This is a genomic window from Brumimicrobium glaciale (genome assembly GCF_004152935.1).
In the GTDB taxonomy this organism is placed as follows: domain Bacteria; phylum Bacteroidota; class Bacteroidia; order Flavobacteriales_D; family Crocinitomicaceae; genus Brumimicrobium; species Brumimicrobium glaciale.
In genome coordinates this window covers 413,866-439,843 of the sequence record NZ_SETE01000003.1, presented here as the reverse complement: position 1 = coordinate 439,843, position 25,978 = coordinate 413,866, and the positions used below count along the sequence as shown (strand labels likewise).

The 25,978-nt window shown below is 33.8% G+C and carries 21 protein-coding genes; 6 read left to right on the top strand and 15 right to left on the bottom strand.

What is annotated here, in order from left to right:
- Window position 1 precedes the first annotated feature (1 nt).
- From ERX46_RS09055 to ERX46_RS09015, 9 genes are all read right to left on the bottom strand, one after another.
- Window positions 2–1,666, bottom strand: coding sequence for a DUF2207 domain-containing protein (locus ERX46_RS09055; RefSeq protein WP_130093538.1), 1,665 nt, complete (start codon window positions 1,664–1,666; stop codon window positions 2–4).
- Window positions 1,659–2,516: a hypothetical protein gene (locus tag ERX46_RS09050; RefSeq protein ID WP_130093537.1), complete on the bottom strand. Its 858-nt coding sequence runs from the start codon at window positions 2,514–2,516 to the stop codon at window positions 1,659–1,661. Before ERX46_RS09050 ends, ERX46_RS09055 begins: the two co-directional genes overlap by 8 nt.
- Window positions 2,509–4,404 (bottom strand): stage II sporulation protein M, encoded by a 1,896-nt coding sequence (locus tag ERX46_RS09045; protein ID WP_130093536.1) that lies wholly within the window; start codon window positions 4,402–4,404, stop codon window positions 2,509–2,511. Before ERX46_RS09045 ends, ERX46_RS09050 begins: the two co-directional genes overlap by 8 nt.
- A 329-nt stretch (window positions 4,405–4,733) precedes the next feature.
- Window positions 4,734–5,657, bottom strand: a complete 924-nt coding sequence (locus ERX46_RS09040) for a hypothetical protein (protein WP_130093535.1) — start codon at window positions 5,655–5,657, stop codon at window positions 4,734–4,736.
- 229 nt (window positions 5,658–5,886) lie between these two features.
- Window positions 5,887–6,831, bottom strand: a complete 945-nt coding sequence (locus ERX46_RS09035; protein WP_130093534.1) for a hypothetical protein — start codon at window positions 6,829–6,831, stop codon at window positions 5,887–5,889.
- A gap of 209 nt (window positions 6,832–7,040) precedes the next feature.
- Window positions 7,041–8,042, bottom strand: a complete 1,002-nt coding sequence (locus tag ERX46_RS09030) for a bile acid:sodium symporter family protein (protein ID WP_130093533.1) — start codon at window positions 8,040–8,042, stop codon at window positions 7,041–7,043.
- Between the two features lie 390 nt (window positions 8,043–8,432).
- Window positions 8,433–11,885 (bottom strand): pyruvate carboxylase, encoded by a 3,453-nt coding sequence (locus ERX46_RS09025; RefSeq protein WP_130093532.1) that lies wholly within the window; start codon window positions 11,883–11,885, stop codon window positions 8,433–8,435.
- Between the two features lie 190 nt (window positions 11,886–12,075).
- The gene (locus ERX46_RS09020) at window positions 12,076–13,464 is read right to left on the bottom strand and encodes a DUF5723 family protein (protein WP_130093531.1); all 1,389 of its coding nucleotides are present in this window, start codon (window positions 13,462–13,464) and stop codon (window positions 12,076–12,078) included.
- An 18-nt stretch (window positions 13,465–13,482) separates the two neighbouring features.
- A complete protein-coding gene (locus tag ERX46_RS09015; protein ID WP_130093530.1) occupies window positions 13,483–15,093 on the bottom strand; it encodes a hypothetical protein in 1,611 nt (536 codons plus the stop codon).
- Between the two features lie 250 nt (window positions 15,094–15,343).
- On the opposite strand from ERX46_RS09015, the gene ERX46_RS09010 reads away from it, so the two are divergent.
- On the top strand, window positions 15,344–15,682 hold the full coding sequence (locus ERX46_RS09010; RefSeq protein ID WP_130093702.1) for a DMT family transporter: 339 nt from the start codon (window positions 15,344–15,346) through the stop codon (window positions 15,680–15,682).
- Window positions 15,683–15,779: 97 nt separating this feature from the next.
- Here ERX46_RS09010 and ERX46_RS09005 read toward each other — a convergent pair whose 3' ends face one another.
- Both ERX46_RS09005 and ERX46_RS09000 read right to left on the bottom strand, forming a co-directional pair.
- Window positions 15,780–16,610, bottom strand: a complete 831-nt coding sequence (locus ERX46_RS09005) for a universal stress protein (protein ID WP_165366198.1) — start codon at window positions 16,608–16,610, stop codon at window positions 15,780–15,782.
- A 108-nt stretch (window positions 16,611–16,718) separates the two neighbouring features.
- The gene (locus tag ERX46_RS09000; protein WP_130093528.1) at window positions 16,719–18,386 is read right to left on the bottom strand and encodes a BCCT family transporter; all 1,668 of its coding nucleotides are present in this window, start codon (window positions 18,384–18,386) and stop codon (window positions 16,719–16,721) included.
- A 270-nt stretch (window positions 18,387–18,656) separates the two neighbouring features.
- On the opposite strand from ERX46_RS09000, the gene ERX46_RS08995 reads away from it, so the two are divergent.
- The 5 genes from ERX46_RS08995 to ERX46_RS08975 all read left to right on the top strand — a co-directional run bounded on the left by ERX46_RS08995 (window position 18,657) and on the right by ERX46_RS08975 (window position 22,923).
- Complete coding sequence (locus ERX46_RS08995) at window positions 18,657–19,244, top strand: hypothetical protein (RefSeq protein ID WP_130093527.1); 588 nt, start codon at window positions 18,657–18,659, stop codon at window positions 19,242–19,244.
- Between the two features lie 2 nt (window positions 19,245–19,246).
- Window positions 19,247–20,689 carry a flotillin family protein gene (locus tag ERX46_RS08990; protein ID WP_130093526.1) on the top strand — a complete coding sequence of 481 codons (1,443 nt, stop codon included), beginning with the start codon at window positions 19,247–19,249 and terminating at the stop codon, window positions 20,687–20,689.
- Between the two features lie 70 nt (window positions 20,690–20,759).
- Entirely contained in the window at window positions 20,760–21,332 is a 573-nt protein-coding gene (locus tag ERX46_RS08985) for a Crp/Fnr family transcriptional regulator (RefSeq protein WP_130093525.1), read from the top strand.
- Window positions 21,333–21,835: 503 nt separating this feature from the next.
- Complete coding sequence (locus tag ERX46_RS17680) at window positions 21,836–22,072, top strand: SRPBCC domain-containing protein (protein WP_242494558.1); 237 nt, start codon at window positions 21,836–21,838, stop codon at window positions 22,070–22,072.
- Between the two features lie 293 nt (window positions 22,073–22,365).
- Window positions 22,366–22,923, top strand: a complete 558-nt coding sequence (locus tag ERX46_RS08975) for a DUF4256 domain-containing protein (RefSeq protein ID WP_207214147.1) — start codon at window positions 22,366–22,368, stop codon at window positions 22,921–22,923.
- Here the strand turns inward: ERX46_RS08975 and ERX46_RS08970 are convergent.
- The 4 genes from ERX46_RS08970 to serS all read right to left on the bottom strand — a co-directional run bounded on the left by ERX46_RS08970 (window position 22,901) and on the right by serS (window position 25,771).
- Window positions 22,901–23,425, bottom strand: coding sequence for a mechanosensitive ion channel domain-containing protein (locus ERX46_RS08970; RefSeq protein ID WP_130093524.1), 525 nt, complete (start codon window positions 23,423–23,425; stop codon window positions 22,901–22,903). The two genes, ERX46_RS08975 and ERX46_RS08970, sit on opposite strands and share 23 nt — an antisense overlap.
- Before the next feature lie 117 nt (window positions 23,426–23,542).
- A complete protein-coding gene (locus tag ERX46_RS08965) occupies window positions 23,543–23,848 on the bottom strand; it encodes a rhodanese-like domain-containing protein (RefSeq protein ID WP_130093523.1) in 306 nt (101 codons plus the stop codon).
- Between the two features lie 5 nt (window positions 23,849–23,853).
- The gene (locus ERX46_RS08960) at window positions 23,854–24,111 is read right to left on the bottom strand and encodes a rhodanese-like domain-containing protein (protein WP_130093522.1); all 258 of its coding nucleotides are present in this window, start codon (window positions 24,109–24,111) and stop codon (window positions 23,854–23,856) included.
- 388 nt (window positions 24,112–24,499) lie between these two features.
- Window positions 24,500–25,771: a serine--tRNA ligase gene (gene serS, locus ERX46_RS08955; RefSeq protein WP_130093521.1), complete on the bottom strand. Its 1,272-nt coding sequence runs from the start codon at window positions 25,769–25,771 to the stop codon at window positions 24,500–24,502.
- Between the last annotated feature and the right edge of the window lie 207 nt (window positions 25,772–25,978).

Here is a 25,978-nt window from a genome sequence, read left to right as displayed (position 1 = left end):
GCTAAGTTTGTTTAAACCGTTGTTTTAAATGATCTAATGCTTTAATTTTCTTTTGATCTAATTGTGAATTATTTAAAGTAGCCTTTCCTCCATTTTTAAAGTAAATGAGAGAATTTAGACCTTTTTCTTCAATAAACTTAATATTTTCATGCAAAATGATAACTTTTTTACCAAATAATGGATTTAACTCAATTTGACCAGGATTTAATATTATCGCTGGAGTATTGAGCATTCTTGTTCCAATCACAATTCCTACAATTCCCAATGGCCAGAACAAAACTCCAACTCCTAAAGAAACGGATAAGAAAATGAATCCAAGTACAATAATGAAAATACCTAAACCAATTGTTCCCAAAGCCCGCTCTTTTTGACGGTAAATTGAAACCGAACTGTTGATTTGTTTTTGTCTGATTTCTTCGTTCCAGATTCCAGATTTTAAATAGAAGGAACGCTGAATTTTGTAAGTATTACTCAAGAAAATATCGCTCACTTTAGTGGTAACTTCGAGGTACTTTATTAATTGCTCTATTTCAGATGTAGGAATATTTGACTTTTTTGAAAGTGCTATTATTGGTTTTGAATCCTCTCGTTTGGCCAAATCAATATAGAAATGGTCGTAAACAGCGCTGTAAAAATTACGGCGCATGATTTTTAAGATTTTATCTCCATGTTCTTTGTTGTAATAAATTCCCGCCAAAGTATCTACATAACTAAAGCCAGTATTTTTATTGTCTTCAACTGCAGGAATAATTGGCTGTCTTCTTTTACTTCTAAAAAGCAAGAATAAAAGTACACCAAAAACGGCTAGAATAAATCCCCAACGGAAAGCTGGATGTTTGAATAATTCACTCAATAAACTCTTATTATTCTCAAAGCTTGTTGACTTATCGCTGTAAGGTTTAGCTTCGAAATTAGCAAAAGTAAGCCATTGAATTTTTGGTTGTTCAAGCGTCAATAAAACTTCTTTAAAATACGATTTACCATCACTTTTTAAGAGCTGAACATTTGTAAAAACCAAAGGATTCAAATGGATAAAAACCTTCCCTAAACCATATTCAATCTCAATATAATTAGGTCTTCCGTAGATTGTAGACAATACATTGGTCAGCGTGTCCAATTTCTTAGGATTGAATAGATCCCAAATTTCAGTCAGTGTATCATTCTCGTAGAAATAATACATATCGTAAACCTTTTTATTGATTTTATGAGGCGCTTTTTTATTCGGATAATAGGTTAACGCTTTTTCACTCATTAATTGATCTAACAAATAAGAAGGTATTTTCTCAGCTGATATAAAGAAGTCATTTCCGTAATCAATACTTTCTAAAACCAAGTCGATTTCTTCATCTGTCAGCATTAAATCCATTCCAATGAACATCAACATCGATGAATCTAATTGGACAATAGAATCGAGTAAATTATAGTCAGAAACAGCATTGAATTCAGTAAATCGACCATCAGCAATTGTTAACTCTCGGAAAGCATATAAACCATAAGGATTTTTATTATCGAGTGATAAGTCAACCTTCCAATCGTGAGAAGAGTAATCAACTTTTTTACGTTTTGCTGCTGTGGGTTCCTCCGAACCTGAATTTAGGAACAGAACGAACAATGCGCCAACAAGCACAACCGCAATGATGAGGTAAAGGATTCTTTTATTATTCATCCTTTAATCGTTTTAAAAAGTCATCATAAAATGCTGCGAAGCGCTCAAAAACGTCCTTACTTGGATTGTTTTTCCCATACCAAGTCCATTCGTAAATATTAACCGATTTATTGAAGTTTTCAAACTCCTTTTGCGTGGTCATTTCTGCCAAATAATGTGTGTTTGTCTTTCTGTTCGCCCATTTTATCAAGTTTCTATTGATTAAGGCTTTTAATAAAAGAATGTAATAAATACGAATTGCAGCACGGTAATTTTCTTCTGAAATAGCTTTTTCTAAATCAGTTTCCAGCTGACTTTTATTAATGGTTTCTGGATTGATGTCATTTACTTTTTCATAATCGATATTCACGATTTCCTTGTCGGACTTTACCGCATTTTTGAAGAAGAAATAATAGATTAGAAAAACGACCAAGACGATACCAATGATGATAATATATTTAAAAACGGTACCATCACCGAAATCACGATTATTATAAGAATTTTCCGATTTTGGTGCTTCGCTTTTTGGAGTTGATAAATCATCTATATTTTGATTTTCTCCATCTTTAATGTGCTTTTTTATTCCTTGATTTTCGCCATTTTCATATCGCTTTTCTCTCGAATAAATAATATCTTCACTGTTAGGTCGAGCATCGTAATTTTCTTCGTTCTTGCGCTCTTCATTTAAACTTTGAGGAGCGATGTATTCTTTTTCAGGGCCTTTTGGACGTGCTGATTTTTTGTATTCAATTCCTTTATTGATTTCCTCCCAACGCTTTTCAAAAGCATCATTCTCCTGTCCAAAAAGCACGAAAGGAAAAACGGCAAACAAGAGCCAAATCAGATTATATTTGAGTTGAAATTTATTCAAAATCGACTATTGTTTCTTTAATTCTACTGCGTTTACCAAATTTCTGAAATTCTGACTTTAATCCTAAAGCTTCATTTTCTTCTTTCGCAGAATAGAACAATAATGTAAATGCAATGAAGAATAAAGGAAGTAATAAAATCATAAATAATACATAAACTATTTGTCGAATGACATTAACCCAAACGATAGGATCTGATGAGATTTCAGCAAAAATTGGAAGTAAGAAATCGGTAAACCAATCCAGTAAATCACCCATTCCTGAGATAACAAAAGCAAAGGGTTGTGCAAAGAAGAATGTGGTAAGTGATAAAACGATCAGAATAATCAAACTCGCAGACCACTTTTGAGAAGCCAGTTTAAATACCGACTTAATTGACGATTTCTCTTCTAATCCGGCACTTGGTAGACCTAATATGAAAAATGGAAATAAGAATATCATCGGAATTAAAATATAAAAAGGGAGGACAATCATTAAGAAATATAGGGGTAAAACAGCCAATAACATTTTTAAAAATCGTTTGCTAACATAAGAAACGAAACTTGGCATTTTGAATATTTCTTCTTTTGAATAAAAACTAAAAAACAGGGATAAGGCGATAAAAACTATCGGTAAAATCCACAAAATGGAGATCAATGTATCAGAGATTCCATTATAAGTTTCTGACCATGAATTTCCGAATAAAATAGAGAGTTGTGCTTTCCAGTCAACAGAATACGAACTCGTTAAATCAGAATAATGCATGAAAAACTGATAAATAAGGAGTGCCGAAATCATAGGAACCGCGCTACGCATGATTCCTTTCCAAAAGAAAATGAATTTTATACTGTACAATTGAAAGCTTTCTCTAAATATTTCAAGATTTTTTCTGATTTTAAAAGGTTCAAATTTTACCTTTTCAAATGCAGTTGTTTGTGGTGTTGCGTGCACTTTCTCTGGATATTTCCGAGCGACTAAAATTGGATAAACGACATAATAAAATAGAATCATTGCAAAAGAAAATATTACAATCATCCATTTTGACCAATCAGGTAGCACTTGGTAGTTTCTTGTGACATAACTTTCCAAAAATCCAGCAATAACAAATATAGGAATCAAAGAAAGCATAATGCGGATTCCTCTCATACCGCTCATTTGTAAAGCTTGGAGTCGGGTATAGCTTCCAGGGAATAATAATCCATGTCCAAGCGTAAATCCGGCTCCTGACGCAATAACAATTGCAGAAATTTCAAAAGCTCCGTGAATCCAAATCGTTAAAAATGAAGTCAATAACAATCCTTTAACCTTAAAAAAGTATTGAAAAACACCAACCATTACGGCGTTATTAAACAAAATAACATGTGTTCCGAGAGAGAATAAAATTCCACCAAAAAAGCACAACAAGGCTACTTTAATGTTGTTGAGTGTGATTTGAACAAACATTGTTCCTTGCGAAGAATCGCCATAAATTCCCAAAGGATTTCCTGCTGCGATATTTTCTTCTGTTAAATTCACATAACCAGTTCCAAGAATAGTTTTCGCAAAATCAATGTCCTGATGTGTTGAAAAAGCTCCAATTGCTGCATAAATAACAAACAAAATCAATGCAAAAAGTAAGTTTTTACGTGCTCTATAAATTTCTAGTGGTAATTCGATTGTCCAAGCTTTCCATACTGCCGAAAAAGGTTCTTTTTTCTGTTTGTACAATTGTCGGTGAACACTTTGAGCCAAGTAATTGAGATAAGCCCGAACAGTTCTTTTTTCATAAAACGTTTGCGCGTAACTCAAGTCATTGTTGAGTTCGGTGTACAGTTCACGAATCTCTTCGGGATCAGTCGAAGAGGAAGCCAAGTGTTTTTCAAATTTGTTCCACTTGTTTTTATTCTGATTGATGAACTGGGTTTCTTTCATTAGCAGGGCTAAAGTTAATATTTTAATGGTTAAATTTTAATTGTAAATTGTTCACCCGATAGGGATTTTGTTGATGTGTTTTTAATTTGTTGAAATTTCACATCTATTTAATAGTCCTTGTTTGATAAATCAATTCTATTGTGATGAATTAATTCTTTAGAAAAAGTGTTTCAATTCAATATTATCCTACAAAAAACAAAAACAGCAACCTTATTTCTAAAGTTGCCGTTTCATAGTTATCAATTATCAATTATCAATTATCAACTGGCGGCTGAGCGCAGTCGAAGCCCCAGTTGGGAATGACATAATACTGGAGTCGAAGCTCCAATTTATATTTTATCTTTTCTTATAGGAATCCAAGGATAAACCTGGAACTTTCTAGAAATTTGGAAGTAAAAACCAGATCCTCTGCTTGATTGATCGAATAAATAGTTTACTTCATTTCCATTGTCAAGCACATGAATTCTTGTTTCTTCATATTGTACAGGTCTTGCGCTAAGCAGATAAGATGCATCCAAAGAGAATAAATGTCTGTCTTTTTTCGTGTTGAAATCCATTCCAAAACCTAGTTTAAAGTAAGCAGTATTTCCTCCGTTGTTAGTACTTGTAGAGTATTCATTTGTGATGAAAATATTTGGTCCTATTTCACGGTAGTCCTCGGGAGAATTTGGTTGATCTGGAGAATCTCCTCCATTGCTAGCAATACTTTTCCCACCTATTAAAACTCCTACTCCTGCAACGCTTCGAATTCGCAATGTCTCTTTTGGATTACTCCAGAAATTATTGTGGTAATCTACAGAAAGTCGCGGATAATATATACTTGTAGTGCCCATAGAATAATTGTTCGTTATGTATTCTTTACCTGTTTGAAAATCAGTATAAGTTGAATTAATCAAAATATTGTTTCCAATACTAGAGTAATCAGATGATAAACCCAATTCAATGAAATGCTTTTCCTTTATTTGGATTCCAATATTAAAACCTATATCGAGATATCCACTGAATAAAACAGGTTGATTCGCAAACGTAAAATGCTCATTGGTTATCGTATTAAATGACGCCTTACCGCTAAAACTTCCAAATTTACCTTGGTTGGTTTTAGCAATAATTGTCGGTCTCAAATAAAACGCAACTTGTGCGTTTAAGGTAATTCCAAACAATAAAAATATGGAGAGTAATGTTGATTTTTTCAGGTTGATTAATTTATCCGTTTTCAACAAAAACAGTAATGGTTCAAATGCAGATTTTTTCATGTTCATATAAAATGTAGTGGGCCTTACTTTTAATCTAGGAGCGTTCAGGTAAAATCATCTCCTTTTATTTTTCAAAACAACTTGCAATATTAACTCTAAAACAGATATGTATTTGTTAAAAAATTAATTCTTGCTTAAATATTTGCTCTTCAAAATAGGTGCCAATAATTTAATAATAAAGGTGTATTTTTAATTAAAAATGGTTTAACTAAAAACAGTATCCTTATTTCTAAAGTTGCTGTTTCTTAATTATAGGTTTCCAAGGGTAAAATTGGAATCTTCTCGATAATGTAAAGTATAATCCTGAACCTCTACTGGATTGATTATATCTATAATTTGTTTCAAAACCATTATCAATTACTGTGATTTTAGTTTCTTGAAACTGGACAGGTCTGGTGCTTAGAAGATAGGAAACATCAAATGAGAATAAATGAAAATCTTTTTTGGTACTGAAATCTATTCCTAGTCCAAGCTTAACGGATGCTGTAACACCATCATAAGTTTCAATTTTACTTACGTAATCAGTTATGAAAACATCAGGGGCTATTTGTTGAATATCATTATCACCTGTTATTCCAGTTCCATAATCATCATTGCCCATGATTAAATTTCCGTTTCCATGTCCACTTCCATTAATTTGAAGTTTACTATTTCCACTAAATAAAAATCCTATTCCTGCAATACTTCGAAAACCTATAGTTCCTTTCTTGTTGTTCCAAAAATTATTGTGGTAATCAGCAGATATCCTTGCATAAAAAGGGCTTACCGTAGTATGTGAATAACTATTGCTTGTGTAGTTTTCTCCTGTTTCATAATCGTTGAAATTTGAATGCGTTAATAGACTTCTTCCAATACTAGAATGATCGGAGGATATACCTAGTTCTATAAAGTGCTTTTCTTTTATCTGAATTCCTACGTTAATTCCTAAGTCAATATGGCCATCCAAAAACATTGGTCTGTTTACAAACGTAAAATGTTCGTTGGTGACGGAATTATAAGTGTTCATTTGATATTCAGTTCCAAAACTACTTTGGTTTGTCTTCATATTCACCGTCGGTCTCAAATAGAATGCAACTTGAGCGTTTAGTGTTGTTCCAATCAACAAAAGTATTGCCAATACAGCTGTTTTTGATACATAAGATTGTAATGTGGATTTAAAAATAGATTCTTTCATAGTAGATATAAATAATTTCGCCTTTGTTTTTTAGTAGTGTTCGAGTCATTTTTTTCTTCTTAATTACGGAAAATTATATTTAAGAGAATATGTTCTAATGTATCATGTAACTGCATAATTAATTAACAATTATACCCTTTTAGTTCGTAACCAATTGTTAAAAAAGTAATTTTCCTTAAAAAACGACCTGAAAAAAAGCTGTTTTTAAACTAGTTATTTTGATGGGAACTTCGTGATTCTGCAATCTCCCGTTCCGTTTCCTCTTTCCCCATTTTAGTAGCCAAAACACTAATAATTAAAATCTGTACCGCATGGAAAAGCATTAACGGCAATAGCATCAATCCCATAATACTCGTTTGACCAAACAAAGCTTCAGAAAAAACGGTTCCATGGACAAGCGATTTTTTAGTTCCGCAAAATTGAGCGGTAATTCTATCTTCACGGTTGAAGTGTAAACGTTTTCCTATCCATCCAGTAATGAAAAATACGAGGAAGAAAAGCGCAATCACAAGAACAAACATGATTAATAAATCGAAGATACTCACGCTGCTGAAAACCTTTTCTTCAAAGGAATGAACAAAACTTTTGTAAATGATAAGGAGAATTATAGATTTATCGAATAGACTTAATCCACGCTTGTTCTTTTGTGCGAAAGCTCCAAGGTATTTTCGCAACAATAATCCCAAGATAAGTGGCAGCAAGATTTCCATTCCCAGTTGCAAATAAATAGCGGAGAAATCATAAGCGATATCGGTTTGTTGAATGAAAGTCGTCATCCACAATGGAGTAATTATTATTCCAATGATTCCCGAAATACTGGCATTAAAAATAGCTGCAGGAATATTTCCTTTGGCCAAAGAAACCATCACAACAGATGAAGAAACGGTAGAAGGCAAAGCAGCCATAAAAAGTAAGGAAAGCCAAAGCATCTCGTGAGTTGTGTCTTTAACTAGCGGATAGAATACAACGACAATCAAAGGGAATAGGACGAATGTGCTTGCTTGAACAACAACGTGAAGTTTCCAGTTCTTTAAACTGCTTTTAATGGCTTCGGTGGAGAGTTTTAATCCATAGAAAAAGAAGATGAGTGAAATCCCCAAACTTGCAATGATGTTTAGAGGAATAGGACTTCCAGAAGCACCGAGTTGCGGAAAGAAATACGCCAAGACTATACTTAACGTGATGGCAATTACAAATGGATCAATTCTCATGGAGGACAAAGATAAAATTTAACCGCGGAGGTCTCAAAGAGAAGAGAAAAAGAATGACGCAGAGATGCGCGGAGGGGCAGAGATTCGCAGAGAGAGGGGAGAGAAGAAAGGTTTTGCACAGAGGGCACTGAGAAAGTACAGTGATTCACCGAGATTGGATAGAAAGGAAACTAGTTTTAAAGTCTACAGAAGTCACGCACCAAAAAAAATCTGCGAAATCTGCGATAATCTGCGGGAGAAAAAACACCTAACAACACCAACTCACAAAATTCACGTTAGAAGCCCTCACTCCGAGCCCATATTCACCTTTTTTCTTCCTGCCGATTTTAATCGAGTTTACTTGGGTAGGGACAGCTTGCAAACCGTCCCTACTCAATACTCAACACTGTCTCACTCCATTTCCACAATCAAATCATCACTGTGCACCATCGTTCCTTCTTTCAGATAAATTCTCTTGATTTTTCCTTCGGCATTTGCACAAATCGTTGTTCCCATTTTCATGGCTTCGATTACAAATAAACCTTGGTTTTTCTCAACTGTATCTCCTTCTTTTACCAAGATGGAAGATAAAGATCCTTGCAATGGAGCACCTATTTCATTGACGTTATTTTTGTCCACTTTTTGGTGAACTATTTTTTCAACTAAGATGGTATTGTCTTTAATATCAGTACTTCTTGTTTGTCCATTGATTTTGAAGAATACTGTTCTTTCACCGTCATCATTGGCTTCTGTAACAGAAATCAACTCAATCAATAAAGTTTTTCCTTTGTCTAATTCAATAATAATTTCTTCCCCTGGCTTTATTCCGTAGAAGAAGTTTTTAGTTGGAATTTGCATCACTTTACCAAACTTGAGATAGTGATTATACAAATCAGTAAATACTTTTGGATACAGTTTGTAAGATAAGAAATCAGTAATCTCTAATTCCCTGTCCATTCCAGCATCGAATTCCTTTTTAAACTCAGCGAATTCTTTATCAAAATCAATTGGTTCCAGGTGCGCATTTGGACGATCCGTGTATGGTTTTTCATCACGTAAAATGATTTTTTGAATGTCCTTTGGGAATCCACCAACGGGTTGACCTAAATCACCACGAAAGAAACTGATCACAGATTCTGGGAAAGACAATGTCTCTCCTTTTTCCATGAAATCTTCAATCGTCAAGTTGTTACTTACTAAGTATTGCGCCATGTCACCCACAACTTTCGAACTTGGTGTTACCTTAATTATGTTTCCGAAAAGTTTATTCACTTTCGTATACATTTCTGTAATTTCAGAAAAACGATCTCTTAATCCTAAAGATTCTGCTTGTGGAATTAAGTTAGAATATTGTCCACCCGGAATTTCGTGTGTAAATACTTCTCCAGTTCCAGATTTTAATCCAGATTCGAATGGATAATAGTAATCACGCACATCTGACCAATAGGTAGAATATTCATTCAATTTTTGAATGTCCATTTTATTCTCACGCTCTTGAAAACGCATAGATTCCACGATAGAGTTGAAGTTGGGTTGTGAAGTTAATCCACTTAATCCGCCCAAAGCAACATCTACAACATCAACACCAGCTTCAATTGCCTTAATGTAAGTTGCAGATTGAATGGATGAGGTATCGTGTGTATGCAAATGAATTGGAATCTTAATTTCCGACTTCAAAGCCGTAATTAATTCCGTTGCTGCATAAGGCTTTAATAAACCTGCCATGTCTTTAATGGCTAAAATATGAGCTCCAGCATTTTCAATTTCTTTGGCAAGATCTAAATAGTATTTTAGATTATATTTTTGCTCATTTGGGTTTAAAATATCTCCCGTGTAACACATCGCACCTTCTGCCAATCCTTTGGTATTCTTGCGCACATGTTCAATTGCAGGTCCGATAGATTTCATCCAGTTTTGAGAATCGAAAATTCTGAAAATATCAACTCCGTTTTCCCAAGCTTCAGAAACAAAACGTTCGATTAAATTATCTGGATAAGCAGTATAACCCACACCGTTTGAACCACGCAATAACATTTGGAATAATACATTTGGCATTGCAGCTCTCAAAACACGTAGACGTTCCCAAGGATTTTCCTTTAAGAAACGCATACAAACATCGAATGTCGCTCCACCCCAAACTTCCATACTGAAAACTTCTGGGTGATTCATTGCGAATCCTTTGGCCACTTTTTCTAAATCATAAGTACGCATACGTGTCGCCAATAAACTCTGGTGCGCATCACGCATTGTGGTATCTGTGTAATGAATTTTCTTTTCATTACTCAACCATTTTGAGAATCCTTCTGGACCTAATTCGGTGAGTAAATCTTTTGTTCCTTTTGGATAAGCTGCTTGCTTATCAAATTTCGGAATATGTGGTTTAATTAATTTTTTATTTGGATCGATGATTTTCACATCTGGATTTCCATTCACAATTACATCTCCTAAGAAATTAAGCAATTTTGTTGCTCTGTTACGTGGTTCTCTAATATTGAAAAGCTCAGGTGTATTTGCAATATAATTTACAGTAACTTTTCCTTCTCTAAAAGTTGGGTCGTTTAGAATATTGTCTAGAAACGCCATATTGGTTTTTACACCACGGACTCTAAATTCTGCTAAAGCACGTCTCATTTTACGACAAGCACCATCCAAAGTTCTACTGTTGGCAGTGATTTTCGTTAACATTGAATCGAAAAATGGCGAAACAGTAACACCTTGGTAAACACTTCCAGCATCTAGACGAATACCAAAACCACTTCCACTTCTGTAAGTAGTAATTGTTCCGTAATCTGGTTTGAAATCGTTTTTAGGATCTTCTGTTGTTATTCTACATTGAACAGCAAATCCATTGGTGGTAATTGAATCTTGACTTGTAATTTTGATTTGTTCGTCGGCCAATTTATAACCACCAGCAATAAATATTTGTGATTTCACAATGTCAATTCCAGTCACAACTTCCGTTACTGTATGCTCCACTTGAATACGCGGATTTACCTCAATAAAGTAAATACTTTGGTCTTCGTCAACCAAAAATTCTACCGTTCCGGCATTGCTGTAATTCACAGCTTTACCGATATCTAAGGCATATTTATATAGTTTATCTTTTACTTCTTGCGGCAAATGAATAGAAGGAGCAATTTCAATTACTTTTTGGTAACGGCGTTGCACAGAACAATCACGCTCAAACATGTGCACTAAATTTCCGTGTTTGTCACCTAGAATTTGAACTTCAATATGCTTCGGATTCTGAACGTATTTTTCTAAGAAAACAGTATCATCTCCAAAAGCACCTAACGCTTCTCTTTTTGATTCAGGATAAGCTTTTTTCAGCTCATCTCTGTTTTTGATCACACGCATTCCGCGTCCACCACCTCCTGAGGCAGCTTTTAGCATTACAGGGTAGCCAATTTTTTCAGCTTCTTCAATAGCTATTTCTACTGTTGTAAGGTCGTTTTTATTACTTTCAATAATTGGAATTCCGTTTTCAATGGCTACTTTTTTCGCCATTACTTTATCTCCCAAAGATTTTAAAACTGAAACATCTGGACCAATGAAAATTATTCCATTGTCTTCACACGCTTGAGCAAATGCTGCATTTTCTGATAGAAACCCATATCCAGGGTGAATAGCATCTATACCATTTTCTTTCGCAACCTGAATAATTTTGTTGATGTCAAGGTAAGGTTTGATAGGATCATCATCTTCACCAATTTGATAAGCTTCATCCGCTTTATATCGGTGCAAAGAATAACGGTCTTCAAATGTGTAAATTCCAACGGTTCTTAAGCCAATTTCTGTACATGATCGAAATATTCTAATCGCAATTTCTCCACGATTGGCAACAAGTACTTTTTTAATTTTCATCTAGTTATTTTTTGAGATTTTGGTGTGAAATACCTTACAATAGCGTTAATATCGCATTTTTTAGCTGATTTAATCCCCAAAATTGACTTTTTGTGATTTTTTATGGAGACAGCATCAGAAAACAAATGTTTGAAAAAAAGTCATTTCTCTAACGCCTAAAGCGTCATTTTTTTAATAGCTTTTCACTTTCTTATCCGTATCTTTTTTTATTAATTGGCTTATCTGGTTTCCCAAACAAAAGATTTAAACCAAAACTTAAATGCACATTTTTTGAATTTTGTGGAGCAATAAAACCAAGTATATTGTCTGAGGCAACAAAGAATTGAATAGGTCCACCTCGCAAAGAAACTCCAGCGCCAATACTTCCAAAAGATCTAGCATATTGTGAATAATTTATGGTTGCGCTTAACCAATTTTTTAATTGAATAGTTCCTGAAACAATTGCTGCGACACGATAATTTGATTTAATTATTTCATTATATAATGTAGCTCCAACTTTAAATTTTTCAGTTAACTCATAAGTCCCACCTAAATAAAAACGAGTAGCTAATCCTGTTCTGTAATTTTCGCTGCTTTCTTCTTGTGAAAAAACATCTTTTAAAGTGTCTTGCAATTGTTGAAAAACGGCTTCCGTTGAGTCTGTTAAAAATTGATTCAAATACACACCTTCAAATCTGTAATTGATTTCGTCAATTTCAAAAGTAGCATTTTCAGTTTTCCAAGTAATAAAACCTAAATCAAGTAAGCTCGCTGATACTTTTATTTTCTCTGTCAATTTGTAAGAAGCACCTAAATCGAAGGCCAGACCAAAGTTTTTAAAATTATAAGCGTTATCGGATGGCATATAATCGTCTGTTGCAAGCGTATCATAAAATGGCTTAATCCCAGAAGTGTTAATGATAGCAGAACCATCAAACGTTAGATCAAACGTAGTTTTATTGGTGTGTATTCCGAATTCGCTTTTTCGTGTGTTTACGTTAGCAATACCAGAAAGAATTTTCATTCTTACCCCAACATCAAGTTTATCATTTATTTCCCTATTGAAACCTAAAGCGTATTCCACATAAGAATTTAGGTTTATTCCTGTTCCATCAAAGCTTGCACGCTCACCCAAAAGTGATTTACCGTTTCCTTCTATAGCGATTGTAAATAGGTCTTTAGTATAGATAAAACTGGCATTTAATCGGTTGGTAATTCCAAAACTGAAATAGTTTTTATTTACTTTTATTCCGAAAGCAAAAATCTCGTTGTAAGATTCAAAAGTTAAGAAATTCTTATCCTTCATTTTACTAAGCGCTTTCTGCGGATCGATCTGTAAGGAATCGTCTTGAGGTCTTTCATTAAAAAGATTACTCAAGTTAAATCCGCTATTGGAAGCACCAAAACTGTGCATCGATAATCCAGGAATACTCACTGAAACCTTTGCAGAAGGTTTAAAAGCAGGATTAAAATAATGAGATTGGGCTGTGTTTTCGAGAGCATAAAATGTGTAATTCTTTTGTGCAATTGCATTTCCTCCAATGAATAAAGCTATAATCGTTATCCAAAGAAAATTAATATTTAAGTCTAAATTTTTCATAATTGGTGATTTAAATATTTATAAGTTAATTTTTCCTTGAACCTGAAGTCCTAATTTAAAATCTAAGGTATAGTCATCAAATAGTTTTATAACTTGTCCATTAGTCCCATCTAGCGTTTGAGCTACAGCATTTAAAAGAATATATTTTACACCAGAAAGAAGTAAAATTTGATCCTGAGTCAGATTAATATCAGTGATTTTTTTTATGCGCTGATTCACACGTCCATTATTATCTACCAAGGCTGGAGAAACAACAGATTCGGGTGTATTAAATGTTGAGAAAATAGGATTATAATTATCATCTAAAAATGTTATTTGAGACTTTAATTCTACAGGGAAACCGTTGTCTATATTTAATCTAAACATTACAGATTCCAACTGTGAAAGATCTTCATTAAAGTTAAAATCAACTGTATCTCTTAACTCAAATCCATAAGCTAAACCTTCCATAGGCAATTCAACCTCAGTTCGAATTTTCATTTGACTTTTTTCGGAGATAAAGTTTAATGGTGGAATATTTCCATCAGGATTCGATACTACATTGGCTGTATAAACAAAAAACTTCGGTACAGAAGAGACTATAGTTGATAAATTAGTTGTGTTTGTAGTATTCAAATCAAATTGAGAAAATGATGATTGTCCAATTGAAATAGCGCTAGGAATATCAAATACACTAGGAAATCCAGATAGAAAAATTTCATTTCCATTGTTGACATTAACAGTCTTTAAATTTGAAAAATTCATACGTATTGGAAAACCGAATGTGTTTTCTGCAAAAAACGTAATCTTAGGATCAATTAATTCAAAATATCCATTATTGGCATTTTGGAACAATCTTAAAAGAACTGAATCTCCGGAAATCCCTAAATTATTCTGACCGAAATATCCGTTCGCATTTTTAAAATCGAGATTACTAAAAGCAAATTCAATGTCTATATCCTCCGTTCCTGTTATTGGTTGACCAGTTCCGTTTATCGTTATAGATATCTCAGCATCGAGTTGATTAAAAGTGGTATTTCCTAAAGTAAAATCTCCAATCGCCTCTAAAAGATTAACCGAAGCATTGTCACTTTGTGGAACATTTCCAGAATAATTGAGTGAAACTGTAGTTGAAATTGGAATTCCGTTCTTTTTTAGTTCTGGAAAAGTAATAATGCATGTAATATCATGTGCTAAATCTGTAGAAACATTAATGTCTAGGTTTCCAGATTTGAAAGTAACTTGATGGAGCTCCGAAGTTCCAGCGTCAAAAACAAAGTTTTGATTGTTATTCGAAGTCACCGAACCGTTGAAAATAGGCGCAGGAATAGCATTCAAGTCAGTAGCATCAAGGTTTAAACTTTCATTCTCGTCTTGAATATTTAACAAAACTCCAGCATCAATCGTTAAAATTTCTCCTTTATAAACGAGCGCAATTGCACCAGTATTAGGATCTATTACAACTAAATCAGAACTGTCTTGAGAAGCCAAAATATCGTAGACACCGAAATTGGCATGTGCTACTGGAACAGCAAAGTTTGGATTCCAGCTGCCCTCAGCTATTTTGTCAAAACCAAATTTTTTACAGCTTGTAAAAAGGAAAAAGCAAGTAATGACTGCAATTAAAAGCTTAGATGTTAGATGTTGCATAAGTTTTGGTTTTAAATAAAATGTAATACAAAAATAGGGAATTATTTTGAAAAAGAATTTTAACTGTTTGAAGCTTAAAGTTTATGTAAGGTTTCTGCTTACATTGAGCTGTTCAATTTAATCAAAATCATTCACTCAAAGATGTATTTATTGGTAATTCACTAAAACAAAGTGTATCTTTTCCGCGGCTTTTAACACAGCGAAACATTTTTTTAATAACACTTTAAAGACAGAAAATAAAAACATGAGTATCAATTGGATTTTATTAATTATTGGAGGATTATTTGAAACGGGATTTGCCATTAGCTTAGGAAAAGCACAACAAACCTCAGGAAAAGAATTATGGATGTGGCTCATAGCTTTTGCAATTTGCGTGAGTGTGAGTATGTATTTACTTTTTAAAGCGATGGGTGGAGAAAACGCGATTCCTGTTGGCACAGCTTATGCTGTTTGGGGTGCAATTGGCGCCATCGGAACAGTAATCGCAGGTATTATTCTATTTAAAGAACCGGTTAGTTTTTGGAGATTATTCTTCCTGATGACATTGGTTATTTCTATTGTTGGATTGCAGGTTGTGAGTACTAAATAGAGAAGGTTTTGCAGGGGCTGTTCGTTAAGGACGGTTTGCAGGGGTGGTTAGGCAAAGTCGGTTGCAAACCGGACCTACACCAACCCTGTAGAACAGATTAATTAATCACTAACAATGGCATTCTCCTATTCCTAATCAATAAATCATTCGTCACACTTCCAATAAACAACGAAGCGATTTTGTTTCCACCTCTAGCAGAAACGACTATAATATCAAAATCACCCTTTTCTGCATGTTCTTCAATGGCTTCTACTACCGAGAATTCTTTTCTGTCCATATATTTGAAATCAATATCTTCTGTAAGTTTATAGCGTTTTTTGAACTGTTGAACTTTTTCTTTCAGTTGCTTTTTGGTTTTATCAATTGCTTTTTCAGTGTTGATATATGGAAAGAAAAATGATGGAATATTGTAAACATGCAAAGCTTCAATTTCACCTTTTGAGCTTGCTATTAAGATTTGTGTTTCTTCAAAAGAATTTGCTGAAGCTGAACTAAAATCTGTAGGGATCAATACTTTTTTTAGTTGATTTCTTGTTTTTTCTGGTACTAGTAAAACATTTGCGTCTAACATTCGCACAAGCTTTTGGTTCAATGCACCCGTTCCTTGCAATTCGTTTTTATTCCCTGTAATCATAATATCTATCTTATACTCTTTAGACAAATGTGTGAGAATACTTTCGGTGTAATCGTCTGCTGTGAGTAAAATAGTGTAAGGAATATCAGCTGTGTAATTTTCTTTTATTGATCTTTGTAATTCTTTATCAATGATATTTTCAATGGAAATTCCTTCTTCCAAAAAACTATCCTGTAGACTTTCTAATTTATATTGTTTAATGTTGTGCGTGAAGTAAATGTGTTCCGTTCCCCAAACCGAACACAAAAAACTCACGTAATTCAAGAGAATGGCATCCATTTTAGTTAGATCCATCGCTACCATTATTTTTAAATTCGAGTTTAAATTTATCTTTCTCCCCATTATTTTGAATCTATTTTAACGCAATTAATTATTAATACCTGTGATTTGTTTTACCTTATTTTAATCACTTAATGTTTGTGAATCATCTTTATCTTCCGGATCAATTTTATCTAAACTCCGTTCCTCTCGGTCTTTATTTACCAATTGAAGAATGTTTTGTTTGTAATCCTCCCGTTCAACGAGTTTTTCTTTTCTTTCAGCTTTATTGTAATCTTCTTTGACACCTGAATACAACGAAAAACACATGATGACCAATAGAATAGCGAAGGGAAGTCCAGAAATAGTGAAGACGGTTTGCAGGGCATTTAAACCACCACCGTACATTAAGACTGCCGCAATTAGTCCAGTTGCTACAGCCCAAATAACCCTTTGGTATTTAGGTGTTTTCAATTTCCCTCCTGATGTTATGCTGTCTACTACCAAAGCACCAGAATCTGCAGAAGTGATGATGAAGCTACTGATGAGAACAAGGCCAAGAACCTTTAATACCATTGCAATTGGAAACTTGTCAAAGAATACAAAAACAGCCGTAGAAATATCGTCTCCAACCGCAACAATCATGGCTGTATCACCCGAGAGAATATCGCGCATTGTTATTCCTCCAAAAGCACTAAACCATAAGAAAGTTACCAATGCAGGTAGAATGAGAACGCATAAAATAAATTCTTTGAAGGTTCTTCCTTTTGAAATTCGAGCGATAAAGGTTCCCACAAAAGGAGACCATGAAATCCACCAACCCCAATACATTATTGTTCGTGTTTTTTGCCAATCTGTTCCACGTAATGATTCTGTCCATGTTGACATATCTACAAAATTCACCAAATAACTACCCAAGTTTTGAATGTATGCACTTAAAATATATGTTGTTGGACCTAAAATAAGTACCAATAAAAATATGGCAGAAGCTACTCTAATATTGAGTTTGCTTAGCATTTGAACTCCCTTATTTACTCCACTAAATGCTGAAATTGTAGCTGCTAGAGTTACTGCTAGAATAATAATAATTTGATAGTACAGAGAACTTGGAATACCAAATACATGGGTTAAACCTGAGTTGATTTGTCCAACTCCAAAACCAATAGTTGTTGCCAATCCAAACAAGGTGGTAATCACGGCCATTATATCTATTAAATCTCCCATCCAACCGTAAATTTTATTTCCAAGAATAGGATAAAAAGCAGAACGTAATGTGAGCGGCATCTTTCGGTTGAAGGTAAAATAAGCGAGAGATAATCCGACTACCGAATAAATTGCCCAACCGTGAATTCCGTGGTGTAAAAATGAAAAGTTAATCGCTTCTTGTGCAATTAATACAGGATCTTCTCCAGCCAATCGTGGTGGATTAAGAAAGTCACGTACAGGATCTGCGATACTAAAAAGCACCAATCCGTTTCCAATTCCAGCGCTAAAAAGCATAGCAAACCAAGCCCAACGGCTAAATTCCGGTTTAGCTTTTCGTCCGCCAATGCGAATAGATCCGTATTTACTGAAAGCCATGTATAGGCAAAAAACAATGAATAAATTAACGGCTAAAGTATAAATCCATCCTCCGTGTTCAGAAACATAAGTTTGTGCAATTCCAAAATAATGGTCTGCCTGTTGTTCGAAAATAAGCGTAAATCCAACACTAAATATAATTACTGCGATTGTTGCAAAAAACACTGTTTTATTTACGACTAATCCTAAAAATGTTGAAGTACTGTCTTTTCTTGAGACTTTAATTGACATATATTATTGTTAATTTTTTTTGATCGCAGAATCTATCATAAATACATGAATTTTCCAAGTTTTTTAATGCTATTTGAATCAAATGGCTGGATTATGATAAAAATGAGTCCATTTGGAGCAAATAAGTGTTGCCAATTAAACTGTGGGTAATGTGCTTCAATATCTATGGTTTAAAAATTGTCATTCTGAAAAAAGGGTCCAATACCAAAAAATATGTTTATTTTGTTTTCTGAAATCTTCTTAACTCAAAGAATTTCAAAACTATTATAAATGCAAGAATTATTTAACGGATTAACAGTTTACGCACAAACGTATTGGATTATTGCCATTATTGGTTCTTTAATATTTGGTATTTTGTTGGTGATGACTTTCGTTGGCGGAGGCATGGATAGTGATATGTTAGCAGATAGCACAGACTTTGAAACAGATGATGGAGGTGTTGGATTTGAGTTTTTTACTTTCAAAAACCTAATTGCCTTCTTTACTATTTTTGGTTGGACAGGCGTAGTTTGTAACGATTTAAATCTTTCTAATGGTGTCGTTTTATTGATTTCTGTCATTGCTGGTTTATTAATGATGCTTGTTACTTCTTCAATGTTTTACTTTATGAGCCGACTTGCAGAAGATGGTACTCTGAAAATTAAAAATGCAATTGGTACTGTTGGAGAAGTGTATTTACCTATTGGGCCTCATCGTTCCAAAACAGGAAAAATTCAAATTAGTGTACAAGGTTCATTTCGAGAATTGGACGCTCTTACTGACGAGGATAATGTATTGTCCACAGGTACTGTCATTAAAGTCGTTGGCGTCGTGAGTGCTGAAATATTACTGGTAGAAACTCTTTCAAAAATCAAATAAAAATGAATTTATTAATTGCACAAGTTGAAATCTTTAGCGGGATTTATTTAGTCGCCGCTGTTGTATTGATCTTATTTGTTTTCCTGTTTTCTATGATGCGCAGGTACAAACGTTGTCCTTCTGATAGCATTTTAGTTGTTTACGGAAAAACCGGCGGAGGTCAATCAGCGAAATGTATCCATGGTGGAGCCGCATTTATTTGGCCAATTATTCAAGATTACGAATTCTTGGACCTGACTCCAATGTCTATTGAGGTGAATTTAACCAAAGCATTGAGTAAGCAAAATATTCGTGTGAATGTACCTTCAAGATTTACAATTGGTATTTCTACTGAGCCGAGTATAATGCAAAATGCAGCTGAAAGACTTTTAGGATTGACTTTAGATGCTGTTAAAGATTTAGCACAAGAAATTATCTTCGGTCAATTACGTATGGTCGTTGCATCAATGGATATTGAAGAAATCAATTCTGACAGAGATCAATTTTTATCTCACATTACAATTGGTGTTGAATCTGAATTAAAGAAAGTTGGATTGAAATTAATCAACGTGAATATTACAGATATTCATGATGAGTCAGGATATATTGAGGCTTTAGGAAAAGAAGCTGCAGCCAAAGCAATTAACGATGCTAAAATTTCCGTATCTCAGAAAGTGAGAGATGGTGCAATTGGTGAGGCACAAGCAATGCAAGATCAACGAATTCAAGTAGCGGCGGCAAATGCGCATGCTGTCGAAGGAGAAAATACTGCAAAAATCCAAGTAGCAAATTCTGATGCTGATAGAAGAGCGCGAGAAGCGGAAGCGGAAAAAATCGCAAATGCTTCTGAGAAAGTTCAAGCAGCACAAGCATTAGAGGAAGCTTATGCAGCGGAGAAAATCGCTGAAGAAGCCAGAGCAAAACGAAAGGAAGCTGAGCAAGGAGCAGATATTATCGTTCCAGCAAGAATTTCTAAACAGAAAATTGAAATTGATGCAGAGGCACTGGCAGAACAAATCAGAAGAATTGCAAAAGGTGAAGCGGATGCAATATTCTTAAAGAAAGAAGCAGAAGCTAAAGGACTTTATGAAATACTAACTAAGCAAGCACAAGGTTTAGATATGATTGTAAAAGCAGCTGGGAACAACTCAAAAGATGCTGTTCTGTTATTAATTGCAGATAAATTACCTGAATTAGTTAAAACACAAGCTGAGGCGATTAAAAATATCAAAATTGACAAAATTACTGTTTGGGAAAATGGTGGAGGAAAAGATGGAAAAACAGCTACTTCTAACTTTATTTCGGGAATGTATAAAGCTGTTCCGCCATTACAGGAAATGTTTAATATGGCGGGAATGCAATTACCGAACTACTTAAAAGGTGAAGAATTGGAAGACGCTGATGATAATTCAAACAAGAAGGCTGATGTTAAAGATGATAAACCAAAAGGAGATACTTCTAAATAATAGACTATAATTTTACATTTCAAAACCTCGTCAATTGGCGAGGTTTTATTATTTCACATTATCACAAATCATGACAGAACTCGAAAAATATATTGAAGCCAGTTTTGGAATTCTCGAAAAAGAGGATTTAAACAAAATCAGTAAGCTTTTTGAATATTCTGAGCTTAAAAAGGGTGATTTTCTATTAGAATCAGGTAAAAAGTGTAATAAACTCAGTTTTGTTCAATCTGGATTATTACGCATGTTCGCATTAGTGGATGGAAATGAAGTGACGCAATGGATCTCCACAAAAGGATATTTTTCAACTGATTTGGCGAGTTTTATTTATGAGGAATCTTCTCGACTCTCTATTCAAGCTTTGGTAGACACAGAAGTGTTTTCTATTACCAAAGAAAATTATGATAAAATTGGAGAAATTGTTTCCCAATGGCACTCCTTGGAAAAGCAGTTTTTGATTAATTGTTTCATCACTTTAGAAGACCGTGTTTTTAGTCATTTATCAATGTCGGCAGAACAGAGGTATAAAATGTTTTTTGAATCAAATAAAGCGTTATTTAATGAAGTTCCGCTGCAATATATTGCTTCGATGTTAGGAATGACACCAGAGACTTTCAGTAGAATTAGAAAAAAACAACTTTTATAAATTCGGCTTAACTCTAACAATCAATACTTTTTATTGGTCTCAGAAATAGTTAAAACTATGCTCCCGATAAGCCATCGGGATTAGTGCAGTTGGTTTTGGCTTCTAAAAATTTTCATATCAAACAATAGATTTTAGAGGTTAGACAAAAGACAAAAGACTGAAAAATGTCTAATGTCTAACCTCTAAAATCTAACCTCTAAATATTTAGTAGAATTAGAAAAAAAACAACTTTATAAATTTGGCTTAATTCTAACAATCAATACTTTTTATTGGTCTCAGAAATAGTTAAAACTATGCTCCCGATAAGCCATCGGGATTAGTGCAGCTAGCTTTAGCTTCTAAAATTTTCATTTCAAAAAATAGATTTTAGAAGTTAGACGAAAGACAGAAGACTAAAAATGTCTAATGTCTAACCTCTAAAATCTAAATGTCTTCATATTTGTCAAGAGGAAAGTTACTATCCTTCCAGATCTTTGTGATGTAATAAATAAAAACAAAATCAAATGACAAAAGAGATTAAAACAGAGATTGTAATTAATTCAAGTAAAGAGAGAATCTGGGAAGTACTTACTAATTTTAAAGAATATCCTGTTTGGAACCCTTTTATTCAATCGATCACTGGAAAAATTGAAATAGGAGAAAAGCTAAAAGTGAAAATAGTTCCACCTAATTCAAAGGGAATGATTTTTAATCCTACAGTTTTGGCGCTAGAAAAAGGTACAAAACTCTGTTGGTTGTGACATTTTTTATTTAGAGGATTATTTGATTGAACACATCAGTTTGAACTAATTGACAATGGAGGTGGATCCACAACTTTCTTACATAGTGAGGTTTTTAAAGGTTTTTTATTGCTTTTTTTTGGTAAAAACTTCGAATTAAACACAAAAAACGGATTTGTCTTAATGAATGAAAAACTTAAAAAGAAATTAGAAAACAACGATTAGCTTTAAAAAACGATTAGCTTTGTTAACAATTTATGTGCTTTTTGTACATTATAGCAATGCTAAGCTATACTAAACTAACTCTTACAATTATGAATCAGACGATAACCCCTCGTGAAAGCGATCGCTTAATCAAAACACTTAAAGAAAGATTTGAAAAAAATTTAATGAGACACGAGTCATTAAAATGGGAGAATATATTAGAAAAATTAAAGTCATATCCAGAAAAACTGTGGTCTCTTCATAAAATGGAGGAAACAGGCGGTGAACCTGATGTGATTGATTATGATTCCCAAACAGATACCTACTATTTTTACGACTGTTCAATTGAAAGCCCAAAAGGACGCAGAAGCTTATGTTATGACAAGGAAGCATGGCTTTCTAGACCTAAAGCAAAACCTAAAAATAATATTGTAGATGTTGCCGAAGAGATGGGAATTGATATCCTTGACCATATCGGATACAGGAGACTTCAAGAATTTGGGACCTTCGATTCCAAAACTTCTAGTTGGTTAAAAACACCTGAGAGAATAAGAAAACTAGGGGGTGCGATTTTTGGTGACTATAGATATGATGAAGTTTTTATCTATCACAACAGTGCAATATCTTATTATATTTCTAGGGGATTTAGAGGAGTTTTGAAGTTATAGAAGACGCTTGATTATCTCTTTTAATTATCATTTTTTGAATGAATAGATTACTTGGGATGGTAATTAATGCACCTTCTTTATTTCTAACTGTAACAAAGAAAATACCCACATCGCTAATTCTCCCTAGAACAGGGTGATCTACATCAAATATTTCAATTTCGTCACCAATTTTTGCGGGGTGATTGAAGAAAATAATCAACGTAGCAGTAATGTTTGATATAATAGACCATTGCGCGAAAAAAGCAATTCCTAATACAGTAAGTAGTGAGGTAATGAAGAACATTAGTTCTGATTGTTCAACTCCCCAGATGAGCAATAGAAAAGTTAAGGTTATTGTAATCAACATCAGTTGAATGATTTTCTTAATGATCTTTACACGTGTCTTTGATTTTGAGAATTTTAATGCTGCTTTATTCGTTGCTTTTTTTGTGATATACTTTAAAATAAAGTAAGCAACAAGAAGAACAATAGTTTCAATAATATGTAAAGTATATAATTCCATTTTTGATCATTTATTAAAAACAAAGGTAATTTATTTAAACGAATCAAAACAAAAAAGTCACTCCCAAAGGAGTGACTTTTTATTAAAAACACTACTACTAATTATAATTCACTACTATTATATCTTATTCTTTAGGCTTGACCATCCGCCGCCATTGTAAACTTCAAAACCCGCATTTTTTAAAATGTTTTTAGCACTTCCACTACGCATTCCTGACATACAACAGGTGATGATTACTTGGTCCTTTTTTAAACCTTTCATTTTGCTATTTAACTCTTGTAAAGGAATGTTTTTAGAACCTTTGATATGGCCGCTTTTGAATTCTCCTGGGTTACGCACATCAAGGATGAGCGCTCCATTTTTCTTCAATTCAGCTAAATCAACTTTAGGTCCTCCTCCAAACAATCTACTTAAAAATCCCATAACTATTATTGTTGTGCCATTTGATAATTTACTTCCATCCAGCCACCGCCGTTTTCACATTCGATGCCATTTGCTTTTAAAAACTGAACTGCTTGTCCACTTCTATTTCCTGATGCACAACAAAGAATAGGGTTATCCATCGCCTTAAATTCATCTAAACGATCAGGAACCTCTTGCAAAGGAATATTTATGCTTCCTGCAACATTTCCACCCATGAATTCCATTTCTGAACGTACGTCTATAACCTTTCTATTATTGCTCATTGTTTTTGTTTTAAGTTTCAATTACAGTGCAAATTTACAAACAGATGAGCGTTTTCACCGTTACATTTGTCACATAAAATATTGAGGGACGAAATTAATGAATAATCTTAAATACTGTCTTATACTCCCGAGAGTTGTTCTGGATGTATAATACAGTATTTAAATTATGCTAAACTCTTTATTATAGTTTACAGTCACAGAGTGACGACATATTAATAGGAATGGACGTGAGTCCATCCGATAGAACCACACAAATCTATAATCCCAAAAAAAAACCGACGTAATTGCATGCAATTACGTCGGTTTTTTTTTGGGATTATTTTATCACTATTTTTTATACCAAGGATTTACATTCTTGGCTATTAATGTGTCGCTCCTGTGGAGCTGATTAATTTATCATCTTAAAATTCACATACTTCTCTAATACTTCTGGAATTTCAATTCCTTCTGGCGTTTGATAATTCTCAAGCAACGCAGCCAAAATTCTTGGTAATGCCAAAGCACTTCCATTTAAAGTGTGACACAATTGTGTTTTCTTACTTTCATTTCTGAAACGCAATTTTAAACGGTTGGCTTGGAAAGTTTCGAATAATGAAACAGAACTCACTTCTAACCATTTTTCTTGTGCTGCTGAAAATACTTCAAAATCATAAGTGATAGCAGATGTAAATCCTAAATCACCACCACAAAGACGTAAAACACGGTATTGTAAACCTAGTTTTTCAAGTAAACCTTTTACGTGGTTTACCATTTCTTCCAATGCTTTTTCAGAACGGTCTGGATGCTCAATACGCACCAATTCAACTTTATCAAATTGATGTAAACGATTTAATCCACGCACATCACTTCCATAAGATCCAGCTTCCCTTCTAAAGTTTGGCGTGTATCCTGTCATTTTGATTGAGAAATTTTCATCTGGAAGAATGACATCTCGGTAAATATTCGTTAAAGGAACTTCAGAGGTAGGAATCAAATACAAATTGTCCTTTGCATCATGATACATTTGACCTTCTTTGTCTGGCAATTGTCCAGTGCCAATTCCACTTGCTTCGTTCACCATTAATGGCGGAATATATTCAGTATAACCTGCTTTATCTGCTTCAGCTAAAAAGAAGTTAATTAAAGCACGTTGAATTTTCGCTCCTTTTCCTTTATAGAATGGAAATCCTGCTCCTGTAACTTTAACACCCAACTCAAAGTCGATGATGTCATATTTTTTAGCCAATTCCCAATGCGGTAATGGTGTTCCAGAAAACTGAACTTTTTGTCCTACTTCTTCAACTGTTATGTTATCATTTTCAGATTTGCCTGAAGGAACTATTGCCAATGGAACGTTAGGAACTTCGTAAAGTAATACCTGAATTTTATCCTCTAATTGACTTACTTCATCCTTGAGCGTTTGCTCTTGTTTTTTAAGTTTAGCAGTTTGTTCTTTGGCAGCATTCGCTTCCTCTGTTTTTCCTGCTCCCATTAGTTTTCCAATCTCTTTTGAGATTTTATTACTGTCGGATTGAACTGATTCTAATTCAGATTTTTTAGCACGCCATGACTCATCAAGTGATGTTATTTCGTTTAATTGTGGGCTAAAATCTACGCCTCGTTTTTTCAATCCTTCAATTAGGATATCTTTCTCTGCTCTAATCCTTGTAATTTCCAACATAATGTATCATTTTAGAAAGCGCAAATTTAATAGTTATTGATTGAATATTGCTGTCTTGGTTGAGATTTCTTTTTTGGAAAACTATATAATTGAAAAGGTATGATAAAAATTGATTATTACTTTTCAAAAACAAGTGTATTCTTTGTATACATCCTAATGAACTGGTAATAAATGCTTGTTTTTTGAGAGTTGTCTTGTTTTTGTCCC

What these genes read in the sequence shown, in the direction of transcription:
- ERX46_RS09055 (WP_130093538.1), bottom strand. Translation starts at nt 1,666, where the DNA reads ATGAATAATAAAAGAATCCTTTACCTCATCATTGCGGTTGTGCTTGTT.
- ERX46_RS09045 (WP_130093536.1), bottom strand. Translation starts at nt 4,404, where the DNA reads ATGAAAGAAACCCAGTTCATCAATCAGAATAAAAACAAGTGGAACAAA.
- ERX46_RS09040 (WP_130093535.1), bottom strand. Translation starts at nt 5,657, where the DNA reads ATGAAAAAATCTGCATTTGAACCATTACTGTTTTTGTTGAAAACGGAT.
- ERX46_RS09035 (WP_130093534.1), bottom strand. Translation starts at nt 6,831, where the DNA reads ATGAAAGAATCTATTTTTAAATCCACATTACAATCTTATGTATCAAAA.
- ERX46_RS09030 (WP_130093533.1), bottom strand. Translation starts at nt 8,042, where the DNA reads ATGAGAATTGATCCATTTGTAATTGCCATCACGTTAAGTATAGTCTTG.
- ERX46_RS09025 (WP_130093532.1), bottom strand. Translation starts at nt 11,885, where the DNA reads ATGAAAATTAAAAAAGTACTTGTTGCCAATCGTGGAGAAATTGCGATT.
- ERX46_RS09020 (WP_130093531.1), bottom strand. Translation starts at nt 13,464, where the DNA reads ATGAAAAATTTAGACTTAAATATTAATTTTCTTTGGATAACGATTATA.
- ERX46_RS09015 (WP_130093530.1), bottom strand. Translation starts at nt 15,093, where the DNA reads ATGCAACATCTAACATCTAAGCTTTTAATTGCAGTCATTACTTGCTTT.
- ERX46_RS09005 (WP_165366198.1), bottom strand. Translation starts at nt 16,610, where the DNA reads ATGGATCTAACTAAAATGGATGCCATTCTCTTGAATTACGTGAGTTTT.
- ERX46_RS09000 (WP_130093528.1), bottom strand. Translation starts at nt 18,386, where the DNA reads ATGTCAATTAAAGTCTCAAGAAAAGACAGTACTTCAACATTTTTAGGA.
- ERX46_RS08995 (WP_130093527.1), top strand. Translation starts at nt 18,657, where the DNA reads ATGCAAGAATTATTTAACGGATTAACAGTTTACGCACAAACGTATTGG.
- ERX46_RS08990 (WP_130093526.1), top strand. Translation starts at nt 19,247, where the DNA reads ATGAATTTATTAATTGCACAAGTTGAAATCTTTAGCGGGATTTATTTA.
- ERX46_RS08985 (WP_130093525.1), top strand. Translation starts at nt 20,760, where the DNA reads ATGACAGAACTCGAAAAATATATTGAAGCCAGTTTTGGAATTCTCGAA.
- ERX46_RS17680 (WP_242494558.1), top strand. Translation starts at nt 21,836, where the DNA reads ATGACAAAAGAGATTAAAACAGAGATTGTAATTAATTCAAGTAAAGAG.
- ERX46_RS08975 (WP_207214147.1), top strand. Translation starts at nt 22,366, where the DNA reads ATGAATCAGACGATAACCCCTCGTGAAAGCGATCGCTTAATCAAAACA.
- ERX46_RS08970 (WP_130093524.1), bottom strand. Translation starts at nt 23,425, where the DNA reads ATGGAATTATATACTTTACATATTATTGAAACTATTGTTCTTCTTGTT.
- ERX46_RS08965 (WP_130093523.1), bottom strand. Translation starts at nt 23,848, where the DNA reads ATGGGATTTTTAAGTAGATTGTTTGGAGGAGGACCTAAAGTTGATTTA.
- ERX46_RS08960 (WP_130093522.1), bottom strand. Translation starts at nt 24,111, where the DNA reads ATGAGCAATAATAGAAAGGTTATAGACGTACGTTCAGAAATGGAATTC.
- serS (WP_130093521.1), bottom strand. Translation starts at nt 25,771, where the DNA reads ATGTTGGAAATTACAAGGATTAGAGCAGAGAAAGATATCCTAATTGAA.